General features: G+C 38.0%; 20 protein-coding genes and 1 pseudogene. 10 read left to right on the top strand and 11 right to left on the bottom strand.

Annotation, left to right across the window (positions count from 1 at the left end; all coding sequences use genetic code 11):
- Nucleotides 1–8: 8 nt before the first annotated feature.
- Entirely contained in the window at nt 9–1,613 is a 1,605-nt protein-coding gene (locus tag I4641_RS09370) for a Ppx/GppA phosphatase family protein (RefSeq protein ID WP_229640225.1), read from the bottom strand.
- Nucleotides 1,614–1,827: 214 nt separating this feature from the next.
- Here I4641_RS09370 and I4641_RS09375 point away from each other — a divergent pair, with 214 nt between their 5' ends.
- From I4641_RS09375 to I4641_RS09385, 3 genes are all read left to right on the top strand, one after another.
- Nucleotides 1,828–2,712 carry a 4-hydroxybenzoate solanesyltransferase gene (locus tag I4641_RS09375; RefSeq protein ID WP_229640228.1) on the top strand — a complete coding sequence of 295 codons (885 nt, stop codon included), beginning with the start codon at nt 1,828–1,830 and terminating at the stop codon, nt 2,710–2,712.
- 94 nt (nt 2,713–2,806) lie between these two features.
- Entirely contained in the window at nt 2,807–4,432 is a 1,626-nt protein-coding gene (gene prfC, locus I4641_RS09380) for a peptide chain release factor 3 (protein ID WP_229640289.1), read from the top strand.
- A gap of 86 nt (nt 4,433–4,518) precedes the next feature.
- On the top strand, nt 4,519–5,649 hold the full coding sequence (locus I4641_RS09385; RefSeq protein ID WP_229640229.1) for a geranylgeranyl reductase family protein: 1,131 nt from the start codon (nt 4,519–4,521) through the stop codon (nt 5,647–5,649).
- 58 nt (nt 5,650–5,707) lie between these two features.
- On the opposite strand, the gene I4641_RS09390 is transcribed toward I4641_RS09385, so the two are convergent.
- The 3 genes from I4641_RS09390 to I4641_RS09400 all read right to left on the bottom strand — a co-directional run bounded on the left by I4641_RS09390 (nt 5,708) and on the right by I4641_RS09400 (nt 9,259).
- Nucleotides 5,708–7,285 carry a serine/threonine-protein kinase gene (locus tag I4641_RS09390; protein WP_229640231.1) on the bottom strand — a complete coding sequence of 526 codons (1,578 nt, stop codon included), beginning with the start codon at nt 7,283–7,285 and terminating at the stop codon, nt 5,708–5,710.
- Between the two features lie 181 nt (nt 7,286–7,466).
- Nucleotides 7,467–8,285 (bottom strand): SDR family NAD(P)-dependent oxidoreductase, encoded by an 819-nt coding sequence (locus tag I4641_RS09395; protein WP_229640232.1) that lies wholly within the window; start codon nt 8,283–8,285, stop codon nt 7,467–7,469.
- 689 nt (nt 8,286–8,974) lie between these two features.
- Nucleotides 8,975–9,259, bottom strand: a complete 285-nt coding sequence (locus I4641_RS09400; protein ID WP_229640234.1) for a Rossmann-fold NAD(P)-binding domain-containing protein — start codon at nt 9,257–9,259, stop codon at nt 8,975–8,977.
- Between the two features lie 806 nt (nt 9,260–10,065).
- Between I4641_RS09400 and I4641_RS09405 the strand changes: the two genes are divergently transcribed.
- Nucleotides 10,066–10,254, top strand: a complete 189-nt coding sequence (locus I4641_RS09405) for a hypothetical protein (protein WP_229640235.1) — start codon at nt 10,066–10,068, stop codon at nt 10,252–10,254.
- Between the two features lie 178 nt (nt 10,255–10,432).
- Nucleotides 10,433–13,114, top strand: coding sequence for a VapE domain-containing protein (locus I4641_RS09410; RefSeq protein WP_229640236.1), 2,682 nt, complete (start codon nt 10,433–10,435; stop codon nt 13,112–13,114).
- Nucleotides 13,115–13,649: 535 nt separating this feature from the next.
- Here the strand turns inward: I4641_RS09410 and I4641_RS09415 are convergent.
- A complete protein-coding gene (locus tag I4641_RS09415; protein ID WP_229640237.1) occupies nt 13,650–14,210 on the bottom strand; it encodes a hypothetical protein in 561 nt (186 codons plus the stop codon).
- 313 nt (nt 14,211–14,523) lie between these two features.
- Here I4641_RS09415 and I4641_RS09420 point away from each other — a divergent pair, with 313 nt between their 5' ends.
- The 4 genes from I4641_RS09420 to I4641_RS09435 all read left to right on the top strand — a co-directional run bounded on the left by I4641_RS09420 (nt 14,524) and on the right by I4641_RS09435 (nt 16,116).
- Entirely contained in the window at nt 14,524–14,682 is a 159-nt protein-coding gene (locus I4641_RS09420; protein ID WP_229640238.1) for a hypothetical protein, read from the top strand.
- Nucleotides 14,683–14,723: 41 nt separating this feature from the next.
- Entirely contained in the window at nt 14,724–14,960 is a 237-nt protein-coding gene (locus tag I4641_RS09425) for a hypothetical protein (protein ID WP_229640240.1), read from the top strand.
- Between the two features lie 369 nt (nt 14,961–15,329).
- The gene (locus I4641_RS09430) at nt 15,330–15,884 is read left to right on the top strand and encodes a hypothetical protein (RefSeq protein ID WP_229640242.1); all 555 of its coding nucleotides are present in this window, start codon (nt 15,330–15,332) and stop codon (nt 15,882–15,884) included.
- A gap of 58 nt (nt 15,885–15,942) precedes the next feature.
- Nucleotides 15,943–16,116, top strand: a complete 174-nt coding sequence (locus I4641_RS09435; protein WP_229640243.1) for a hypothetical protein — start codon at nt 15,943–15,945, stop codon at nt 16,114–16,116.
- Nucleotides 16,117–16,174: 58 nt separating this feature from the next.
- On the opposite strand, the gene I4641_RS09440 is transcribed toward I4641_RS09435, so the two are convergent.
- The 5 genes from I4641_RS09440 to I4641_RS09460 all read right to left on the bottom strand — a co-directional run bounded on the left by I4641_RS09440 (nt 16,175) and on the right by I4641_RS09460 (nt 20,488).
- Nucleotides 16,175–17,650 carry a terminase large subunit domain-containing protein gene (locus I4641_RS09440; protein ID WP_229640244.1) on the bottom strand — a complete coding sequence of 492 codons (1,476 nt, stop codon included), beginning with the start codon at nt 17,648–17,650 and terminating at the stop codon, nt 16,175–16,177.
- Nucleotides 17,643–18,071, bottom strand: a complete 429-nt coding sequence (locus I4641_RS09445; RefSeq protein WP_229640245.1) for a hypothetical protein — start codon at nt 18,069–18,071, stop codon at nt 17,643–17,645. The genes I4641_RS09440 and I4641_RS09445 overlap by 8 nt, the downstream gene beginning before the upstream one ends.
- Before the next feature lie 740 nt (nt 18,072–18,811).
- Nucleotides 18,812–19,003: a hypothetical protein gene (locus I4641_RS09450; RefSeq protein WP_229640246.1), complete on the bottom strand. Its 192-nt coding sequence runs from the start codon at nt 19,001–19,003 to the stop codon at nt 18,812–18,814.
- Between the two features lie 303 nt (nt 19,004–19,306).
- On the bottom strand, nt 19,307–19,699 hold the full coding sequence (locus I4641_RS09455; RefSeq protein ID WP_229640247.1) for a hypothetical protein: 393 nt from the start codon (nt 19,697–19,699) through the stop codon (nt 19,307–19,309).
- Between the two features lie 327 nt (nt 19,700–20,026).
- Nucleotides 20,027–20,488, bottom strand: a complete 462-nt coding sequence (locus I4641_RS09460) for a hypothetical protein (protein WP_229640248.1) — start codon at nt 20,486–20,488, stop codon at nt 20,027–20,029.
- A 155-nt stretch (nt 20,489–20,643) separates the two neighbouring features.
- Between I4641_RS09460 and I4641_RS24420 the strand changes: the two genes are divergently transcribed.
- Nucleotides 20,644–20,802 (top strand): plasmid mobilization protein, encoded by a 159-nt coding sequence (locus tag I4641_RS24420; RefSeq protein WP_439655336.1) that lies wholly within the window; start codon nt 20,644–20,646, stop codon nt 20,800–20,802.
- Here I4641_RS24420 and I4641_RS09465 read toward each other — a convergent pair.
- Nucleotides 20,797–21,177, bottom strand: a pseudogene (locus I4641_RS09465) (tyrosine-type recombinase/integrase); the annotation flags it as partial. The gene I4641_RS24420 and the pseudogene I4641_RS09465 overlap by 6 nt on opposite strands.
- Nucleotides 21,178–21,203 lie beyond the last annotated feature (26 nt).

The raw sequence follows: 21,203 nt of genomic DNA on the forward strand, positions 1-21,203 counted from the left end.
ATCGATAACTAGTAACTCATAGCAGACACCTGATTCTCAGCCACAGAGGCAATTAATTCCAGATTAAATTCTTCTTCAAATGCTTCTTTCTTATAACTAAGATTCCATAATTCTAAGGAACATTTATCCCCTACTTCACTTGGTTGTAATTGGAAATAAAGTTTACGATCGCGATGGTCATAATCGCATTTTATACCTGCGATCGCGCCTTTGTTGCGACGGTCTAAGGCGACAGCTAATCTAAGAATAGCACTCAACTGTCTGACCATTAGTTGATATTGTTTGTGGGGTAGATCGCGATAGGGTTCGTGTTTTTTCTTGGGCTTGCTTTTACGATGATAGCGAGCAAGATTGGCAATTAATTCTAATTCTAATTCGGTAAACCCGAGTAATTCAGCATTGCGGATCAAATAATAGGAATGCTTGTGATGGGAAGAATGGCTGATATAAACACCACAATTGTGTAAAATAGCTGCCGACCATAATAATTCTTTTTCTGGTGCGCCCCAGTCGTGTAGATCTCCCTGCAACCGATCGAATATTTCTAAGGCAAATTTAGCTACTCTTTGGCTATATTCTAGGTCTACATGATATTTATGAGCAATTTTAAGTACGTTACGGTTTTTGACTTCATTTTGATAGCGCAAACGGCTGTTAATTAAGCCGCGAGTCAGCATCCAATCGACAATCATGCCCTCTCGTAAAGCTCTCTCGCAGATGGCGATCGAGTCTACTTTGAGCATAGTCATGGCTTCTAACAAAATTATCGCCCCTGGAACAATAATTTCAGCGCGTTTTTCAGAAAGCCCCGAAAGATCGAGTCTTTGTTTATAGCTCATTTTCGCCAGTTTTTTGACGATCTTTTCAATATCCTTGCGACTGATTTCGTAACCATTGAGGGGATCGGGAACTTCTCCTAGTTCGTCTTTGGCATGAATTGCCGCTATGGTTTCAATTGTGCCAGACGTCCCGATTATTTGAGGAACTTCATTTAGCTGAAGATTACGCCAAATCTCATCGACAGGACGTTCTAACATTCCTCGGACATAAGCTTGTAATATCTTTAATTCTTTGTCGCTAATAGGATCTGTGGTAACAAATTCTTTAGCCAAACGAACTGCACCTATTTTGGTACTGCTCAAAAAACGTGCTTCATGAATGTCTGCCAAAATGAGTTCGGTCGAGCCTCCACCAATATCAATAATGATGTGAGGACTATCGTTAAAGTCCATACCAGACAATACGCCGAGATAAATTCGACGAGCTTCTTCTTGACCAGAAATCAAATTGACAACAATACCCAATTCTGCCTCGATTTGGCGTAAAAATGCTTCTCCATTGGGGGCTTCTCTGGTGGCACTAGTGGCAACAGCAATTATTCGCTTTGCTCCCAAACTGATTGCTAAATCTCGACAACGGCGAAGAGTATCGAGAGAACGTTTAATCGCTTCTGAGGTTAGTTGTCCTGTCTCTGGATCGCGATCGCCCAAGCGAACTGTATCTTTTTCTTTGGCAATTACCGTAAAAGCTGGCAGAGTTGGCTCTATTTGGACGATTACCATGTGAATGGAGTTAGTGCCGATATCGATCGCTGCAATAATCTGTTTGTTCATGGCAACTGTCTGTATTTAACTCTCTTGAGGAGCAGATTTACGGATAAAATTAATTGTCAAAAGCAGTATCGAAAGATAACTTCGATTTATTGCTCTATTTAAGATATTTTTATATTCTCATGGATTTAAGTAAACTCAAGATTTACTCGGAGAATTTTTATATATTTGTTAATTTTAGTAACAGTAATTTTAAGATAAATTAAGCAATTTTAATATGACCCAAGATCAGCCAGCTACGAGGGAAGCGACGTGGCAAAAAGTAATCCGTCTCTTGCGTTGGGACAAACCCGCAGGAAGATTGATTTTAATGATTCCTGCATTATGGGCAGTATTTTTAGCTGCCAAGGGAACACCGCCCTTGCCTTTGGTTGGGGTAATAATTTTGGGGACTTTGGCGACTAGTGCAGCAGGTTGCGTGGTGAACGATCTCTGGGATAAAGATATCGATCCTCAAGTAGCCCGTACCAAGACTCGTCCTTTGGCATCCCGCGCCCTGTCGGTGAAAGTGGGAATTATAATTTTTGCGATCGCTTTATTGTGCGCTGCTATATTAGCTTTTTATCTCAAGCCGTTAAGTTTTATTCTCTGTGTTGTTGCCGTTCCGTTTATTGTTTTATATCCTTTAGCCAAGCGAGTTTTTCCCGTACCTCAATTGGTATTATCTTTGGCTTGGGGTTTTGCTGTTTTGATTAGTTGGACGGCGGTAACGGGAGAAATCGAACCAGCAACCTGGATACTGTGGGGGGCGACAGTTGCGTGGACGATGGGTTTTGATACGGGTTATGCCCTAAGCGATCGAGAAGACGATCTTAAGGTTGGGATTAATTCTAGCGCGATCTTTTTTGGTAAATATACCCCTGGTGCGATCGCAATTTTTTATGTTATTACGGCAGGCTTAATGACTTATCTTGGTCTTGAGTTAGCCTTGAGTTGGGCTTTTTGGGTTAGCCTTGCCTTAGCCACTGTTGGTTGGGGATGGCAATATTTAAAATTGCGTCAACCTAAGATTCCTCGTTCTGTCTATGGCAAAGTTTTAGGACAAAATGTTTGGTTGGGCTTTATTTTGTTAGCAGGAATGATCGTCGGTTATTTGGTTTAAAATCAAACTAAAGAATCAAACTAATTAAGGTTCGGCGATATCTATCGGGTCGGAGATATAATAAACACAACAATTGTTGCCAAATAACTATTTCATGCCCGTAGAACTTCAGACTGAAATCGAACAAGCTGTAGCCAGTCGTCGTAATTTTGCTATTATTTCCCACCCTGATGCGGGAAAAACCACCCTGACAGAAAAACTCCTACTTTACGGGGGTGCAATTCATGAAGCAGGGGCAGTAAAAGCCCGTCGAGAACAGCGCAAAGCAACTTCTGACTGGATGGAAATGGAGCAGCAAAGGGGTATTTCGATTACATCCACGGTGTTGCAATTTATTTATAATCAATTTCAAATCAATTTACTAGATACCCCTGGACACCAAGACTTTAGTGAAGATACCTATCGAACCCTGGCTGCTGCCGATAATTCGGTGATGTTGATTGATGCGGCAAAAGGTTTAGAACCCCAAACTCGCAAATTGTTTGAAGTATGTCAGTTGCGATCGCTGCCTATATTTACCTTTGTCAATAAACTAGATCGTCCTGGTAGAGATGCTTTTGAACTAATTGATGAAATAGAACAAGAATTAGGTTTGCAGACTTACGCGGTAAATTGGCCTATAGGTATGGGCGATCGCTTTAAAGGTGTATTTGATCGTCGCCAAGGCAAAGTTCATTTATTTGAACGTCGCTCTCACGGTAGTAAAGCAGCAGGGGATACTGTCATCGAACTGGACGATCCGCGCTTGGAAGAATACTTAGATTCCGAGCTTTATCACCAGTTAAAAGAAGAATTGGAAATTTTAGATGAGATCGGGGCAGAATTTGACTTAGAACGAGTCCACGCAGGGAAAATGACTCCGATTTTCTTTGGTAGTGCTATGACTAATTTTGGGGTAGAGCTATTCCTCAAAGCCTTTCTAGAATACGCCCAGATGCCCGAATCTCATAATTCATCTTTAGGCATAATCGAGCCTACCTATGAAGAATTTACGGGTTTTGTCTTCAAGCTTCAGGCAAATATGGATCCCAAACATCGCGATCGCGTGGCATTCATCCGAGTTTGTACTGGTAAGTTTGAAAAAGACATGACTGTCCAACACGCTCGTACGGGTAAGACAGTGCGTCTGTCTCGTCCTCAAAAACTCTTTGCTCAAGGTAGAGAATCTCTCGATGAAGCCTTCCCTGGAGATATTATTGGTTTAAACAATCCAGGGGTATTTGCGATCGGCGATACGATTTATAATGGTAAAAAGCTAGAATACGAAGGTATTCCTTGTTTTTCTCCTGAAATCTTTGCTTATCTCAAAAATCCTAACCCATCTAAATTCAAACAATTTCAAAAAGGAATTACCGAATTGAGAGAAGAAGGGGCAATTCAAGTCATGTATTCTACCGATGATTTCAAACGCGACCCTATTCTGGCAGCAGTAGGACAACTACAAATTGAAGTGGTGCAATTCCGCTTGCAGAACGAATACAATGTCGAAACTAGAATTGAACCCCTACCCTATAGTGTCGCTCGTTGGGTACACGGAGGCTGGGATGCACTAGAAAAAGCTGGTCGCATTTTTAATTCTATTTCAGTCAAAGATAACTGGGGGAGACCAGTATTACTCTTTAAAAATGAATGGAATCTGCGTCAAGTCGAGCAAGATATGCCCGAATTAAAGCTTAATTCTATTGCACCTGTGGGTTCGGGACTGCAACCAGACAAGTAAAAATATTGATAATTGACGTATTTGTTTGGCTTGAATTAATGTGTTAAAGGTTTAGAAGCAATCTTTATAAAACAAGGTATTACTCTATGTTTGACTGTATTATCGTGGGTGCTGGTCCTGGGGGAAGTAGTTCCGCTTATCATTTAGCCAAGAAAGGACACTCAGTTTTAGTATTAGATAAAGCGGATTTTCCTCGTCGGAAGTCCTGTGGTGGTGGTGTTTCTCCTGCGATCGCCGAGTGGTTCGATTGTGATTTTTCGACTGTAGTAGAAAATCATGTTTCTCAGGTTAAATATACTTTTAAAATGAGCGATCCAGCCGAAGTCGAACTTAAAGGCGTTACCCCCATGTGGATGGTGCAACGAGATAAGTTTGATAACTTTCTCCTCGAACAAGCGGTTAGTCAAGGGGCTGAGTTTAAATCTGGTGTAGCAGTACAGGACGCAAAATTAGCAGGAGATATTTGGCAGGTTAGTACTAGCAACGGTCAATTTGAAAGCAAATATTTAATTGCAGCCGATGGTGCAAACAGCATGATGGCAAAGTTGCTCGGATTTGCCACGCCTCAATTGACCCCAGCAGCAAGTTTACAAGTGCCTGGAGAAGTCAGCGATCGCCGTAAGGTTACTGCTTTTTTTGATTTTGGTTCGTTAAAAAATGGTTTTATGTGGTGTTTTCCTAAAGCAGACGGTTTTTCTTTTAGTGCTGCTTACGTCCGTAATGCCAAAGGAAAAGCAGACGAGTTGAAAAAAGAGCTTTATAAATATGCCGAACTATTCAACTTAGACCCCAACCGAGGAGAATATAGCGAACATCCCTTGAATTTGTGGCAGGAAAATACTCCGTTGCATAGCGATCGCGCTCTTTTGGTGGGAGAAGCAGCAGGGATGGTCGATCCTTTGATTGGAGAAGGTATTCGCCCCGCTTTATATACGGGAGTTCAGGCAGCAACAGCAGTAAGTAATGCGATCGCAGGGGATGCTTCCGCTCTAGCTAACTATAGTAAAAATGTCAATCAAACGTGGGGTGACAACCTAGCCAAAGCTGACTTTTTAGCTGGTTTATTTTTCAAAGCTCCCAAAATTGCCTATAAAATGGGAGTTAAACGACCTGCTGCGGGTCAATTGATGGGTAAGATTCTTTGTGGGGAATTGAGCTATTCACAGGTTGCGGATAAAGCCACTAAAAAATTAAAATTCATCCCTGGAATTGGCTAATTTTAACTAATTAATTGAATCAATAAATAATGAGTAATCATTGATTACTCATTATTAGTTACCAAAATCCTCGTTTACCACTAGGCATAATAGTCATCCAATTCGTTTTAACTTCTTCTATTTGCTCTTTGGTTAAATTAGTATCTTTTAGATTTGCGCCGCATAAATTAGCACCTTTGAGCTTAGTATTTTTAAAATTAGAGTTATTCAAATTTGTTCCACGCAAATCGACACCTTCTAAATTGCAAGATTTAAAAAACGATTTACTCATATCGGCATTACGAAGCATTGCTTGGCGCATATCACAATGAGCAAAATCAGTTCTACTTAAATCTGCACCCTGTAAATTAGTTCTGACCAATTTTGAATTATGAAACTTAGAGTCAGATAGATCGGCTTTTTGCAGATCTTGCAGACTAATATCTTTTAAGCCAAAATCTTTTCTACCAGAAGCATAAGCATTTAAAATCTCTTCCGCAGTTATCTTGACTGGTTTAGCAGGGGCGTTAGAAACTTTACTCGCAGAAGTATGATTATTGTTGCCAACACTAGTTCTAGAAGAACTATTTCGAGAATATCTGGAAGTAGAATTACTTTGAACAGAAGTATGAGATGTTCTAGAACTAGACGAGATATTACGACGAGAATTACCCCCGCGACTTCTACCAGAAATAGAGGTGTTAGGAGGTTCGCTAGTGTTAGGGAAACTGAGCATACTTTCTGATAGGCTATCAACATGATTCTCTAGATCCAATGCTCTTAGAGCCTCCTCCGCAGTCTTATAGCGACTTTTGACTGCTACTTCTAACATAGTAGTAAGTATTTCAGCAAAGCTATCGCTTACCTTGGCATATTTAAACCAATCAATATCTCCTGTAATGGGGTCGCAATCCATATTTTTTGGTGCTTTTCCCGTCATCAAATACATACAGGTAACACCAAGAGCATAAACATCACTAGCATATACAGGACGCATTGCCAGTTGCTCGGGAGGTGCAAAACCAGGAGTACCTACCGCAAAGGCTGTAAAGGCTGTTTGGTTAGAGCCTCCAGCACCAATCGAATTGACTTGATTTTTCACCACTCCGAAGTCAATTAATACGAGTTTGTCGTCAATTTCACGACGGATAATATTGGCAGGTTTGATATCTCGGTGAATCACTTTTTGAGCGTGAATATCTCTCAAGATGATTAAGACTTCTTTGAGTACCTGTCTGGCTTTGGCTTCGTTGAGAACCCCTTCTTTTTTGACTTCTTGTTGAAGATTATTGCCTTTAACAAATTCTTGAATCAAATAAAACTGTTCGCGATCTTCAAAATAGTCTAATAACCTGGGTATTTGGGGATGATTTCCCACTCTTCCCAGAGTTTTTGCTTCTCTTTCAAATAATTCCCTTGCCATCGACAAAAAGTTGGGATTGTCTGTATTAGGACGTAATTGCTTAATTACGCACAAAGGTTTTCCAGGTAAAGCAAGGTCGGCTGCCAGAAAAGTAGCTCCAAAACCGCCTTTGCCAAGACCTTTTACTAAATGATAGCGACCGTGTAGTAGCAGTTTATTTCCACAAGCCTTACACAATTTTGACTTGGGGTGATTAACTGGTTTAGGACAGGATGGATTTAGGCAATAGCTCATTCAAAATACCTATGAAGCTCTGTCTGACAAGTATGTTTTCAGGAGCATTAACCCCTTAAATAGCTGAACTTTGAGTTTATGATAATTTCTTGCCAGCTATTTCTCCACCAGCATATCCTAAAAATTTAAAAATCAGTTGAGAGAGTGCTGAGATAATCTTGAGATCGGATCGTATAAACCGTTACACTATTTCTGTTTTCAGTTTCTTTTGTTGAGCTATTCTTGGAGAAGAGACTTCGGGTGAAGACAAGAACATAATTTTTTGTAATAGCCAGGGAAAAATACGCTGGCACAATACAGCAAGATAACTTTGCCATCCTACTAAAATCTCGCTCTTGTTTTTGTATAATCCCGCCACCAAAGTTTGAGCAACTTTTTCGGGTGTTACTGGTATTACCCAACGAAATAGTTTGAGATTGCGAGCCATCTCCGTATCAGTTAAGGTTGGTAGCAAGGCAATAACTTTAATGTTGTGTTGCGCTAATTCACTCCGCAAAGCCTGAGTAAAACCAACGATCGCAAATTTAGTTGCAGAATAGGTAGACATGGTAGGAGCAGCTACTTTACCCATTAAACTAGAAACATTAACAATTGTTCCTTCTTTTTGGCTTGCCATCCGTTTGGCTAGTAAGCGAGTTATGTTCATCATTCCTAAAATATTGAGAGAAATCTCTTCTTCAAACTTGTCAGCTCGAACATTTAAAAACGACGACTGGTGAGCAATTCCCGCACAGTTTACTAGCAAATGAATTGGTCTATGGTTGCACCATGTCTGAGCAATTACAATATCAATCGAAGATAGCTGCGTTAAATCTAGAGACAAAGTAGTAACTTTGGTGCCTATAGTTTCAATTTCTGTGGCGACTTCAGCGAGTTTCTGGCGATCTCTAGCTACTAAGATTAGATGTTTAATTCCTTGATTGGCTAATTCAATTGAAATTGCTTTCCCAATTCCACGAGAAGCACCTGTAATTAATGCGGTTTTTCCTTTTATATCCATGTATTTTACTCTCACGATAAAGTTTACATAAGGTCGATTTCAAAATAAAATCTTCATGATTCTACAAATTTAAAATTGATTCGATCCTTATCCTAAAGAACAGTAATCAAAACTTATATTTGATAGTATTTTGAGCATTCATCAAACTAGTAATAAAAAGCTTTTTTCTGTTCAATAGTTTCTTGTTGTAACAGTAATTAAATCGATCGCAATTGAAGATAAACTTGTAATAAAACCTCTTTTTTAATTTCAGTTATACCCTAACAAAAGCGTCAAGAGGCAGCAACAATAATTAACGATCCCCAAATATCGTTACAAAACTTAATTAGTAATCAAATTAAATTAAAACCGATTTAACATGACTCTCAATGGCTGAAATAACTGAAGTCATTGTTTTATTGCCTTGGAAAAGAGAGATTAACTTATTGACCGATTATGAGAAAATTAGTTTTTCTGGAATTAATTATGAGAAGAAAATAAAAAAGTCGATCTATTTAATATGAATTAGTTTGGTTCGTCTTAAACCTATTAAGTTTTTTGGTATATTAATATACAGTTCAATTAATAAAAAATTGCCAGATGAATATTGATATTTCTTCTAACTTAATCAAAATAATTTTTTTAAAATATATTTAATGAGATAAAGCGATCGCCAATCAAATATATTACTTATTACTTGTTTTTTATTACTATATATTTAAGATAGTTTCGTCGGGCTGTAGTTGAGTTAATTGAACGCTACCATTCCATAGTTGTTGTGCTTCGGTTGCATTGTAAGATTCTTGAGAAGAATCAATCATTTTCATGGAGCTAAAATACTTGCCTGTGGTATTTTCAAGTTCAGGATCTAGTACCAATCTTGCTAAAGCTTGTCCTGCATTCTCTATCGTATTAACATTAGGAACAAAACGAGAAAGTATCGGTAAAATATTATGCCAGACAAATTTTGCTGTAATAGTATAATCTTGAGCCAAACCCGATCCTGGCTTTACGCTTCATGTGGGTAAAAATAATTTACTAAAAAACCACCTCCGTTATAGAGATGGCTTCCGTTGAAATTAATATTATTTTTTTTGTTTCTTCAGTTCTTCTTCATGCTGTCTTATTAAATCATTTAAAATATCTCTTATAGTCAATACCTATATCCAAATTTATCGGTACACCTGGAAGTCGAGCATAGCTCTTCTTGATTAAGATGCACTTGATAATGAAGAAAGCAAAAGTCATATGGACAAACTAATGTATGTTGTGGCTATACATCTATGTTATCCTGTACATATTTTATTGTCCAGTGCGAGAGAAAAAACTACCTCCGAAACCAGTATCCAAGTCTATATCTGGGTTATCTTCAAAACCACCTGTTACTGTATCTATGAGTGTACCCAGAAAAACTCAGAACCAAGCAAGTAGTTGCTGTAGTAACTGCTAATACTCTGTTCATTTTCATATGAAATTCCTCACATTATTTACCCTTTTAGGATTCCCAAAACAATGTGAAAACTTTTGTGCTATAACTGTAATCTAATTTAGTTGAATCAATAATCAACAAATACTTTCTTAAATAACAAATTGATGTACCAGGAGAGCTTGCTCGACTTCTTTAGCAACGCGCCTCGGTACTCCACATCTCTATTCATGAGAACCATTGCAACTCTCATTTTTAGAAAATTTGGTGTGCTCACTTTGCAACGATAAGTTTTACTTATTTTAATTGTTTTTTTATTCTATCTCACCTTATTATTCGCCCATTCTTCTAATAGTAAACCCAAGGAGTGAACAAATGTTAGCCATAGAACTAAAAAGACCTACCCGTAATAGAGACACAAAAGCTGTTGGTTGCAGAATTAAAAACTCTGACCTAAAACCCATCCAGAAAATAGTTGACGAATCATTTAACGGTAATTTCAGCCTACTACTGAGAACAGCTTTAGACGAATACATCACTAAATTACAGAAAGGTGATTCTTGACTTCATTGACCTGGATATGTCTCTAAACTCATCCAGCACTCTGATAGGTAGTGCCAAAAAATTAGTTGAAGTTGGCTACTTCATTTGCTATCAAGCCAAAAAACACAATAGCCCTAGACCCACCACAGTCTAAGGCTACCAATAAATTTAAAACTACTCGCAGAAGTAGATGACGTAAATGATAAATACTACAACTATTGTAGCACAAGAAAAAGAGAATATTAACACTACTGGTAGTGTTGAGCGTACTAATAATAACGCCACCGATAGTGTTGTTAGATTTAAACCAGCTACTAAACCACCTCTTGGTACATATACTCCTGATGTCAAAGATTTAGAACAAGAATGCCTAAAATTCCTAGACCTAATTGGGTATTCTACAGGTGAAGACTTAGAACCTGATGAAGATGCTAGGTTTGTCGAGTTCTTTGCTAGAGCAATTTACAACAATACTGGTGGTGAAGGTGCTATTAATGAAAAAACGGGTAAAAAATACACAGCACTTAACCTAAATAACAACTTAGGTAGTATGGGATTCCCACTACTTAGGGAACTCCATAAATACCAGTTGCTTGGTTATGACATATTTTTTGTAGTTAATGGACAAGGGAACAAAGCACGAGAGATTAATTTTGGAAAATGTTTCTACTTTGAAATAGATAAAGACGAAAATGGTGAAACTATTCCATTGGATAAGCAGTATTCTTATGCTCTTAAGTCAATGGGAGGACGTGAGCCTTCTGTTACCTTGCATACGGGTGGTAAGTCCTTACACTTTTACTACCGATTAGATAGACCTCTACCTAAAAAAGACTGGAAGCCTTTACAGCGTGATTTGATAGACCATATTGGTTACTCTGACGATGCCATAAAAGATATTTGCCGAGTGATGCGGTTGCCTGGCTTCCACTACAAAGGAACTGAGAACATAAGCAGTATTTACCAGTACTCTGACAAGTCTTATAGTTATGAAGAGCTTAGAGAGTTTATTCCTCAGAGCAAAAGCAAGAAAACCACTTCTTCTAAAAGTAGAACAAGGTCTTCTTCCACTTCTTCTTCTTCTAGTCGAACAAATAAGAGAAAAGGGAAGCCACAATTTCAAATTAACAACGGTGACATTGAGGAGTTTGCTAAGAAAGCCTTGAAGGGTACTTACTATGAGATGTGGCAAGGTAGACGTAGTGTAAAAGACGGTGAGCAGAATACTAGTCTCTATCAACTAGTATGTGAAATTGTTGGTAATGTTCAAGCTACTGCGTACTCCGAAGAAGATGGTTATGCTCTTGCCTTAGAATACATGAACTCTTTTGAGAACTTTAACCCCAACGACCCTTGGACTGAAGAACACCTAAAAGATATGTGGGAGAGAGAGTCGTCACAGAATAAGGAAGGTTTTTATACTTCTGATAAGGATAGCGGTGATAATTACCCTGGAGATGCTGACATACAAAAATTTTTTCATGAACAAGGTAGCGGTGGTCAAAACCTAATAATGAAAAATTTACTTGGAATGAATTCAAATGAAATTTTTTCTCTGGATGAGCCTGAACTTAACAAACTAATTCTTGAAAATGACCTAGAGCCAATTAGACATAACATTCTCACTGGCTGTAATGAAATTTTAGGTGAACCACTGGAAATTCCTGTTGCTTTAAAGCTTTTTGAGGATAAAACAGACTTATTTATTTCTCAGAATAAATTTGCTAGATTTGTTGCTGGTGAAGCCCACGAGAATAGATACAACCCTGTGGAAGAAAAACTTTTCCACTGTGTGCTTTCTTTTCTAGGTGAGGAAAAATTGGGCGATATGGATTTTATGAGTTCTTTTCCTACTAGATTCCGAGAAAAACTCAGCAAGTACTACAATAGAGTTGTTCAAAACTACATTGGTTCTAATAAGAACACTTTTCTCGTCAATACAGACGCTAGACTTTTTGATACTGGTATCACTAAGGATAAACCAGACTCAATTTCTTTAGGGGAAATTTTTAAACCACTGCCTACTCTTACTTCACTAGAAGAATTCCTCAAAAATGTTTTCAATTCAACTGACAACTGGGATATTGACTTTGCTAAGAAATTCTTGATTTCTGCTGTTGCTAGAACACTAGACCCAGGATGTAAAAGTGACGATGTATTTATTATTAGAAGTAACAAACAAGGGTTATTAAAGTCTACATTCTTCAAGACCCTGGCTTTTGATGACTTTTATACTGTAAAAACTGGTAATGATGTAGTCTCTAAGGATGCTATTGAGGGTCTTTATAGAGGATGGATTCATGAAATAGACGAGATTGAGAGAGTTACTCGTACTAGAGAGGCACACGATACCAAGTCTTTCATTTCAAAGACTCATGATAATTACCGCGCTCCCTATGAGAAACAGTCCATAAACCGTCCTAGACACTGGGTTTTAGTAGGCACTTCCAATGATGACGTACTCTTCATTGATTCAGAAAACCGTAGATACAATGTAGTAACCATAGATAAAACTATTGATATTGAGTATGTAAAGAAATACCGTGAGACAGTTTGGGCTATGGCTACCCTTGCCTATTTACAAGGTGAAAAGTGGTATTACTCTGAGTCTGAAGAGGGTGCTAGGGTTCGTAAAGAACGTAATGAACAGTATAAAGTAGTTGATGATAACTTAGCTACCTATGCTGAGATGTTATCCAGTACCAGGGCTATTTCTACTACTGAGTTTATTGATTTAATTGCCTGCCAGCGACCCTTCGATAAAATGAACCAAGTAAAAGTTGGTAAGTTTTTCAAGGAACTTGGTTGGGACAAAAAAAGAATAACCAAAAATGGGGTTAGAACCTGGGTCTATGTTAAACCAGAAGCTAATATCACCTAACTCCTAATTTAAGAGTATTGCCTAAAGTGTCCACCTTTTACTTGGACACTTTTTTGTTTTAAATAATCGCTAAAATACTTATGGTGTAAGCTTTTTAGAGTTTTTGTGTTTTTTAAGTGTCCAGGTTAAAAAAAAAGGTGGACACTTAATGGCAGGCTGTAACTATTGCACAGTATGCTTCGTAGCGATTGCTGCCCAACTTTTGTCTAGTTTTTCGCAAACAAACTATTTCTCAGCCACTACAGCTACTTCTTACACTACCATTTCTACTACTCTCTCTTAATATATACTAAATATATTTTGTTTAAGAATGTACCTGGACACTTGGACACTTAACATAAAATCCTTTAATAGATAGGGTTTGAGGGTGTCCAACTTTTAAGATAAAAGATAGGCACTAAGTTGGACACCTTTTATATTGAGTGTTTTTTGAGTAGGAAGAGGAGAAGCTAATGGTTTGACAGAAGAAGATTATTTGTAGCGGAGTTAGAAGAGTACTAAAGACATCCACTAGATTTAAGATTAGTGATGAAAATTACCTATTGCTCATAGCATCTTGCTGATACTTGTAAAAAAGCTCGTATTCTCTAAGACAATTTTCACCTGACATTCCAACTTCACAAGCATCTACTGCTCTAGCTCCTTGTTCTGATGCTTTTTTTAGGTAGTATTGGTTATAACCTTTCTCCTTTAGTAATAGGAGTCCTGTAGCTTTCCAAGCGAGGTCTGTGTGTATCTTCGTGGATATCTCCAGAGTTACGCGATTGTACTTAGCTCTCTTCCTTTTCTCTTCCCTTTTTGATGCCTCTTTAGCTTTTATTTCTTGGCGAATTCTTTTTCTCTCAGCAGCTTTATCTGCTTTTGCTTGCTCTCTTGCTCTTTCACTTTCCTCGACTACTTTGGCTACTCGTTCAATATCTCTTATTATTGCTTCTTCTTTTGTTTCTTCTGTTCTTTGGGAAGCCAATTGACGTGCTTGTTGTCTGTACTCTTCTGAGCTTTTATTTGCAGCGTTAATTCCGTAAGCTATTGCTGCGCCTGACATTGCTACAATACCGAAGGATGCGAGTAAATTTGTTTTTAATTTTTTATTCATTTCTTTAGCTCATTTGCTTGTTAAGTCTCTATTTTGCTCTTGTTGAACTACATCCTTAGTGACTTCACACCCGCCCCTTATTGGTTATTCCTATGGTAAGAACCTTGTGGAGTCCATAACCGTGATGCAAAACACAGGGGGGAAGTGAGGTAAAGAACTTGGAGACTTTGTAGAAAGAGTATAGGTAATGACTGTTATTTACATAAACACTGCAACTCTAGAACGTCATCACTAAAAATTCTAGGATAGCTCTCATTGGGTGATTCCTAGAATGAACACCCAAAAAAAAAGTAGTAATAATTGGAGATATCAAATGTCAATAAATACAATAGATAAACCTACTACTATCAATACATTCAACCCAAATGACCTAACCATAAAGAATTTGCCTCATGGTGGTTATGTCATCGAGGAGTATGCCACAGAAGATGTACTTGAATTAATCATGTCAATCATCAAACGAGATTGTTAGACGCTCATTTCTTAAGTGACTATAAGAAATGGACTGTCACAATGAGTAAAAGAAGAAGGAAAGCATTACCAATAACTATTTATTTGGAGACTTGGTTAAAGGTAATGGCACGTAAAAAAGGTGAAGAAAAGGGATTAACTTTAAGTAGTTACATTAGAGAGTTAATTAGAAAAGATTTAGACTTATCTAAAGACTATGACCCTATGAAAATTATTGTTCGTCAATTAGAAAATGGTACTAAACTTTACGATGTGGAGTTCGCTAGAGATGAGAAGTAGTGCTATCTACGTAGCTGACACTAGGGTAACTCCATTTTCTAATTTGTTAGAGCGTTGTATCCAGGGTACTCCCGAAGAGCAGGATAGACCTATGGTGGTGACTGGCATGGTTGAAAACTCTGGGAGTCAGGGAACTACATTCAGCCATATCCTCATGCTGAACATCTTGCAACCTGATAGAAGCTGGAAATTTTTCCTGTTTGGAATGAACACAGGCAATAGTTTTGATTATCGCCTAATAAACCAATTTCAAAAAAAGAGTAGAAAATGGTTGTCACTAAGATTTGACAAGAAATGGCTTAGATTCAACTTAATTGATGATGATATTGATGTCCTAGAGGATTTTAATCGCTATAGGAGTAGTATCTAATGTTAACTCAAATTGAAACCAGCAACTATCTTTTTTGCCATAATTCCTTACTGAGTAATACCGTAATAGACGTTGCCTTAGAACTAGAAAAGGAATACTCAGGAAGAATCATTGATTACAAGGTAAGATTGGGAAATATCCATATAATCAATGATTCATTGGAAGATACCATCGTATCTAACTTTAAGAGTCGGCTTGTGGCTAGGATTCTCAAGAGAGATTATTTTCAAGACGGAATACTACTAATCTCTAACCGCGAGACTGCTAAACATATTATCCAAAAAAACAATGGTGCATTCAGGGATAAGGTACTGGCACTTCAGGAGAAAAATGAATGGTACACACTAGCTGGTAGGAATAAATTAGAGTATCTACTTCAAAAGTGTGAGTTATCGAAAGCAGATAGAGCCAAAATAACTGCTTTCATTAAGCTAGAAGGTTTTCAATTTAAAGCACTAATAGGCTTAAGTCATATTCTTCCTTGGTTCATTTCCAGAATGAACAATAATGCTGCTTATGGGGAAATGCTTAAGAAACAACCTCGTTGGTTTTAACACTCAAACCTTCTATGAACACATCAGGACAAACTTATTTAAGTATTTAATTAAACTCATGATACATCGGAACAGTATTCGCCAGGCTAGGCTAAATGGAGCTAAGGCTAGAAAGAAGAAGAAAAATGTTTCAAAGGTAACTATTTACGAAGAAATTAACAGACCTGGTAGTATGCCTGCCAAGCACCTACGTTCATTTCGAGCATTAGACCGTTACCGCAAACCCCGATAAGTTTTTGTTGCAAGGTTGTTGCTTGGTGCAATAAATATTAATAGCATGCATCAGTACATCAAAGTCCGTACTTGGAAATCCCTTGGCATAACATAGCAAGGCTCATGGGGATGTCGTCATTAACACTAGAGCTACCATCTATCTTAAAGTTCAGAAATTCTCTGGTGAATTGCTTATAACCTTTCATTCCCGACCATACTTTCAATTTACCAGTCTCGGCTAAGAATCGAATCCTTGATAGAAGCTCTACCTTGTTGTTACGAGTGGTGTTGATGCCCTCAGTCTCAGGTACTAGGTTATTACGGATAATTTCATCAAGATAGATACAACCCATAGAGTTCTTCTCAATCCCAATGTAAAAGGGTTCTTCATGTAGTCCTATCACTTCACCAATGGAGAACATGGCAAGCTCTAGAGTACCTTTGTTCATCCTCAACATATCGTGAAGGACATAATAAGTATTGTTGGTTATTGCGTTATAGCATTGGCTAACAATCGTCAGTACCATGTAATCATTGCCCGTTAAACCTGAGCAATCTAGACCATAGAATTTTAGCCCATAATCAATATCAGATGGTAATTCATCAATCAGCATACTGTTTAGAACATCAGCTTTAAAGAAGACTTCCGAGCTACTTGTAAAAGACAAATTAAATTCTCTTTGGATAGTCTCATCATCTAAACTAAGTTGTTGTTTCATAGTGCCAAGAAACCCTAGTTCAGATTCTTGCTCTACTTTTAGGCATCTAGGGTTAGCCCTCCAATGGAGATACACCGAACCCCATCCTGTGTTGTTGTTGAAAAATGTTATAAATGGTGTTTCTTGCTGATTGACTATCCTTGTACTTAACTCTTCAGGGTCTTCTGGTGTATGTTGCTGGAGTAGCTTACAATGCCAGTCTTCCTTAGTATTTGGTGTAGAGATAGCCCAGAACCTACCATTAGTAGTTGTCAGGGTAGGAGCAGCAGCAGCATAGATAGCCTCCATATTAGGATTAAAGGCTATTTCATCACCTACTAGAATATCTACCGAATACCCACGTAAGGCATCGACAGAAGAAGGTCTGAAGATTAGCTGACCACCATTCTGAACTCTTATGTTGAGTAAGGACTGACTTTCTAATCTAATGTATCCAGCGTTTTCGATGTCAGTGAGAATGTCCCTGATGTCCTGAGCCACTTTTGAAGCATCGCGTTGACTAAGGCTAATCCAAGCCCCAACAAATCCATTCTTAGTACAGGCTAGATAAGCCAGTATTATGCTTGTAAGCGTGGTGATGGCTAATTGTCTACCCTTGTTAATTACCGCGCCTCTGAGAGAATCCTGAAGCAAGTAATCAGTAAGCTCTATCTGGTAGTCAAAAATCACCTCTGAGAACTTAACTTTGCTAGAACCTGCTTTAATATAAACTAAATCACAGAACCCTAGAAATGTGTCAGGGAGACGCTTCAAACCATCAGAAGTCTTATTGAGTAATGCTTCTTTTTCTCGAAGTAGTTTAACCAGCCTGGATTGTTGAGCTAAACTAGGCATGTGAATCACCTCTACGTACAAGTGATTCAAGACGGGTAATAGCTTCCTGATATTCTGAGGTGGCTTGGGCTTGAGTTACTGCTTGACAATGCGCTAGTGCTGCTTTGGCTGCTGAAATCCGTTCATGTGATTTTTCTGCTGAATCTGCTAACTCAAACAAGACTCTTAGAGCCTGAGTCTCATACTGATTCACCATTTTTATTACTTTACTTCTAGAAATTCTAGAGCTATCTCTGATGGTATCGAACCAGTCTTTAGAGAAATCCTTATACTCTTGACTTATTAACACATCCCGTAAATCGGTAATGGTGATATCTAACGTCTTAGCCATATCATAAGGGTTGATGGCTTTGCTTCTCATCTCAAACACTTCTGATAGAAATGCTTGGTCTAGTAATTTTTCCTTAATTGTTTTCTTCATTTAACAAACTCCTATTAATCAAACTAACGTTTTTCTATATATACTTACTTGTCTATGTAGACTGCTTTTTGGTACTTCTAATAGCTTCCCCACTTCTCTAACTGAAAAACCTTCTCTCAGTAATTTGTCTGCTTTAATTACCGTTTCTACTGGTACTTTATTTCTGTACTTACTAGGCGGAATATTCCTGGTTAGCCTATCCCTTAGCGTTGTCCAAGGCATACCCATTTCTATTGCCAATGCCCTGATTGACCGCTCTGTTCTAATTAACACATCAAAGTAATTCATCCTCCTAAGTCCTTGCTACGCCTACTTTCTATATATGGTGGGCGTTAAGGGACACTCAATTTAGGTTCAGAGGGTCAATTTTTATATTCTGAGTCCCCATTAATTTAACTAACCGCTTTCTGATTAGGAAAATATTAAATTTGCATTTTTAGGAGTAATTTGCAGAAGGAGCAGATTAGAGTAAAACTGTACGAGGGTAGGGGGGTCTATCCACCGATGTAAATTTAACCAGTTGATAAATAATCAGTCTATTCTGTATAGCTTCGGAGAGGCGAACAGATAATTATTCTGTGAAGAATCATTTGTTAGTTCTGATTGCAGATATCACCATAGGCACAAGAAAAGCACCACCTTGATAGATAATGCTCATTAAAACTCAAATATTCACGCTCATTAATAAAAAATGAACCACCTGAACCACCTAAACTCTCTAGTCTAAGTAGTAGGTTTTATTAACCTTTTTGTTTTGCTAGTTTTAATAGCTGTTCTTCAGAATAATTCACTTCTGACATGAGTTTTACTCTAGAAGAAATAGCTAAACTAGCTGTCTCAACTTTTTTCATAATTGAAGTACCTCCGTTCTTAGGAGCGCAGTTTAACGACTTGAGCATTTCGGTCATCTTGAGGAGTTGGGAGATAGGCACTTTAACGCTTATTCCTAATCTCTAGCTGTAGTTTTTCAAGACGTTACATATGAAGTTCTAGGCTTACTCCCTTAGCTCTTGCTAATAGTGATTCAGTGATTCACTCCTAAAAAGTGTTCTATCCCCTACTCTATCTGTGGTGACGTTGTAGAAATAAGCTCGCTTGATGTTCTGAAGTCTCATGTTGTTTAGCTTGTGAAGTGCTTGCTATATAATAATTATAGTTATTAGTAGTATTAATGTAACCAGTAAAAACATCTAACTTTGAGGCTAGGAAATTAATACATAGCCCCTCACTAACTTCTAATTCCTCAACAGATGCTTGATTTCTAAATAGCTGTCTGAATACTCATCAAAGTCTGAACCCCACAGTAACTCAGTTAACCATACTAGCCCTTTGAGAATCGTCGTAAAGCCTTGGTCAATATAGGGAAGGGTAAATACAACCAAGCTCTTAATAACCACTCCTAGCCTTACTAGAAGCCACCCTGAAGCCATTACACTAGCGATAATAACTACAGCTAAAGGATACAGCATAGTTATAGGAGTAGCAGCACTGGGAATTACTCTACCAGTAGTCTCTACAGCGTCATCGCTTGACGCGATTCCTACAGCTTCTACAGTAGGTGCAATTTGCTCTATTTGTGCTTGTGAGGCTTCAAGTTCTTCAATAGTAATATCAGCCTCTTGAGCCATTACTTCTTGCTCACCACACTCTACTAGGTAGTCAGTAATGGAATTAATGTATGATAGCTTCTTGCGCTTGTCTCCTTCGATAAGAATATCGTTTGCGAATGCAAATGCTTTTAGGTCAGAAAGTGAAGTGGATTGGATTGTTTGTAGAGTAATTGACATGATGTAAACCTTTGATTGTAGTGAAGTGGTTTGGTTAAGTTGCAGTTCGGCTGTGTAGTGCTGCCTTTGCTGCTTATATCTCTATTATGTCACTATGTAGTGCTAATGTCAACAATTAATTTCAATTATTTGGAACATCCATAAATAGTGATGTAAATTCTTACTGGTTTACTTAATCCCCATAGCTAATACTTGTTCCTGTAAGTCCTTGTCACGAGATAGTCTGACTAATGCTTGAGGGTCTGATGATTGCCTCCATAGCTCTCCTACTTGAGCATTATCTGTTTTCCAAGTAGAGAACCAGTCTTTTTCACCAGTAGCAATATCTTCACCTAGAACTCTTATAAGCCTTTGACCCATATAGCTAGAGGTGGGATTCTTATGAGTTCTTAGAATTCTATATACCAAACCCGCTTGAAATTTATTAGCTCGGAGTACTGGTTTAGCAGGTTTTATTTTTGGCATAGGTGCAGATTTCATTGCCATCTTGAAAGACACAAATCTACAACCAAGACCTTGGATTTTGACTAGAAACACGTGGCGAAAGACCTTGTAGTGAGTTACTTGTTCAGGCTTAACGCCATATTTAACAGCTACTTGTTTGGGGTCTGGAATTAATTTAGTTTGCATTTTCTCAATAGTGAAGGGTTATTGAGGGAGAGCTATGTATGCAAATGTCTTGAAGAGTTGTGATTTGCTTATATTATCATTATAGCTTAGGGGTGTCACCTTGTCAATAGATAATTTCAAAGATACTATTTGGGTGGTGCTACTGAGTTTTGAAAATGCCGAGTAACAAGCCTAGATTGTGTGCTAGACCGACAAGGGATGAAGAAGTGAGGATAAGAAGACTGGCAGATAGCTATGGATTAAGTGTTAGCCAATATTTAATTAGATGTGCGCTAGCTTATCCTCAGTTAATTGAGAAGACTAAGGATTTATAACTCTGGAATATCAAACCCGTTTTTCTTTGCTGATAAATAGAAGTTAACAATAGTCTCTGTTGAATTACCGCTAATCCTGGCAATGGTTGCTATGTCCTCCCCACTTCTAACTAACCTAGTGATGAAAGAATGCCTTAAGGAGTAATTCCTGTACTTTTTCTCAAGCTTGCCATCTATCATTAATCCTTTTACTACAGTGTTCCAGTATCTTCTTAACGTTCTACTACTGACTGGATATTTCTTCGTCAGTACCTCAAAGGATGCCTTACTGGTATTTGACTTAAGTAGTTCTTGGTATTTCTGATAAGCTTCCTGTATTTCTTCTAACGTAAGGGTTCTATGGATAGGTACTTCAGTCATCTCGATAGTTTGATGTTTATTTTTTGTATCCTATCTCAATG

The sequence above is a fragment of the Waterburya agarophytonicola KI4 genome (genome assembly GCF_020640915.1).
Classification (GTDB): domain Bacteria; phylum Cyanobacteriota; class Cyanobacteriia; order Cyanobacteriales; family Xenococcaceae; genus Waterburya; species Waterburya agarophytonicola.

Bases quoted from the DNA above. Each gene is read 5' to 3' on its own strand.
- I4641_RS09370 (WP_229640225.1), bottom strand. From the start codon at position 1,613: ATGAACAAACAGATTATTGCAGCGATCGATATCGGCACTAACTCCATT.
- I4641_RS09375 (WP_229640228.1), top strand. From the start codon at position 1,828: ATGACCCAAGATCAGCCAGCTACGAGGGAAGCGACGTGGCAAAAAGTA.
- prfC (WP_229640289.1), top strand. From the start codon at position 2,807: ATGCCCGTAGAACTTCAGACTGAAATCGAACAAGCTGTAGCCAGTCGT.
- I4641_RS09385 (WP_229640229.1), top strand. From the start codon at position 4,519: ATGTTTGACTGTATTATCGTGGGTGCTGGTCCTGGGGGAAGTAGTTCC.
- I4641_RS09390 (WP_229640231.1), bottom strand. From the start codon at position 7,285: ATGAGCTATTGCCTAAATCCATCCTGTCCTAAACCAGTTAATCACCCC.
- I4641_RS09395 (WP_229640232.1), bottom strand. From the start codon at position 8,285: ATGGATATAAAAGGAAAAACCGCATTAATTACAGGTGCTTCTCGTGGA.
- I4641_RS09405 (WP_229640235.1), top strand. From the start codon at position 10,066: ATGTTAGCCATAGAACTAAAAAGACCTACCCGTAATAGAGACACAAAA.
- I4641_RS09410 (WP_229640236.1), top strand. From the start codon at position 10,433: ATGATAAATACTACAACTATTGTAGCACAAGAAAAAGAGAATATTAAC.
- I4641_RS09415 (WP_229640237.1), bottom strand. From the start codon at position 14,210: ATGAATAAAAAATTAAAAACAAATTTACTCGCATCCTTCGGTATTGTA.
- I4641_RS09420 (WP_229640238.1), top strand. From the start codon at position 14,524: ATGTCAATAAATACAATAGATAAACCTACTACTATCAATACATTCAAC.
- I4641_RS09425 (WP_229640240.1), top strand. From the start codon at position 14,724: ATGAGTAAAAGAAGAAGGAAAGCATTACCAATAACTATTTATTTGGAG.
- I4641_RS09430 (WP_229640242.1), top strand. From the start codon at position 15,330: ATGTTAACTCAAATTGAAACCAGCAACTATCTTTTTTGCCATAATTCC.
- I4641_RS09435 (WP_229640243.1), top strand. From the start codon at position 15,943: ATGATACATCGGAACAGTATTCGCCAGGCTAGGCTAAATGGAGCTAAG.
- I4641_RS09440 (WP_229640244.1), bottom strand. From the start codon at position 17,650: ATGCCTAGTTTAGCTCAACAATCCAGGCTGGTTAAACTACTTCGAGAA.
- I4641_RS09445 (WP_229640245.1), bottom strand. From the start codon at position 18,071: ATGAAGAAAACAATTAAGGAAAAATTACTAGACCAAGCATTTCTATCA.
- I4641_RS09455 (WP_229640247.1), bottom strand. From the start codon at position 19,699: ATGGCTCAAGAGGCTGATATTACTATTGAAGAACTTGAAGCCTCACAA.
- I4641_RS09460 (WP_229640248.1), bottom strand. From the start codon at position 20,488: ATGCAAACTAAATTAATTCCAGACCCCAAACAAGTAGCTGTTAAATAT.
- I4641_RS24420 (WP_439655336.1), top strand. From the start codon at position 20,644: ATGCCGAGTAACAAGCCTAGATTGTGTGCTAGACCGACAAGGGATGAA.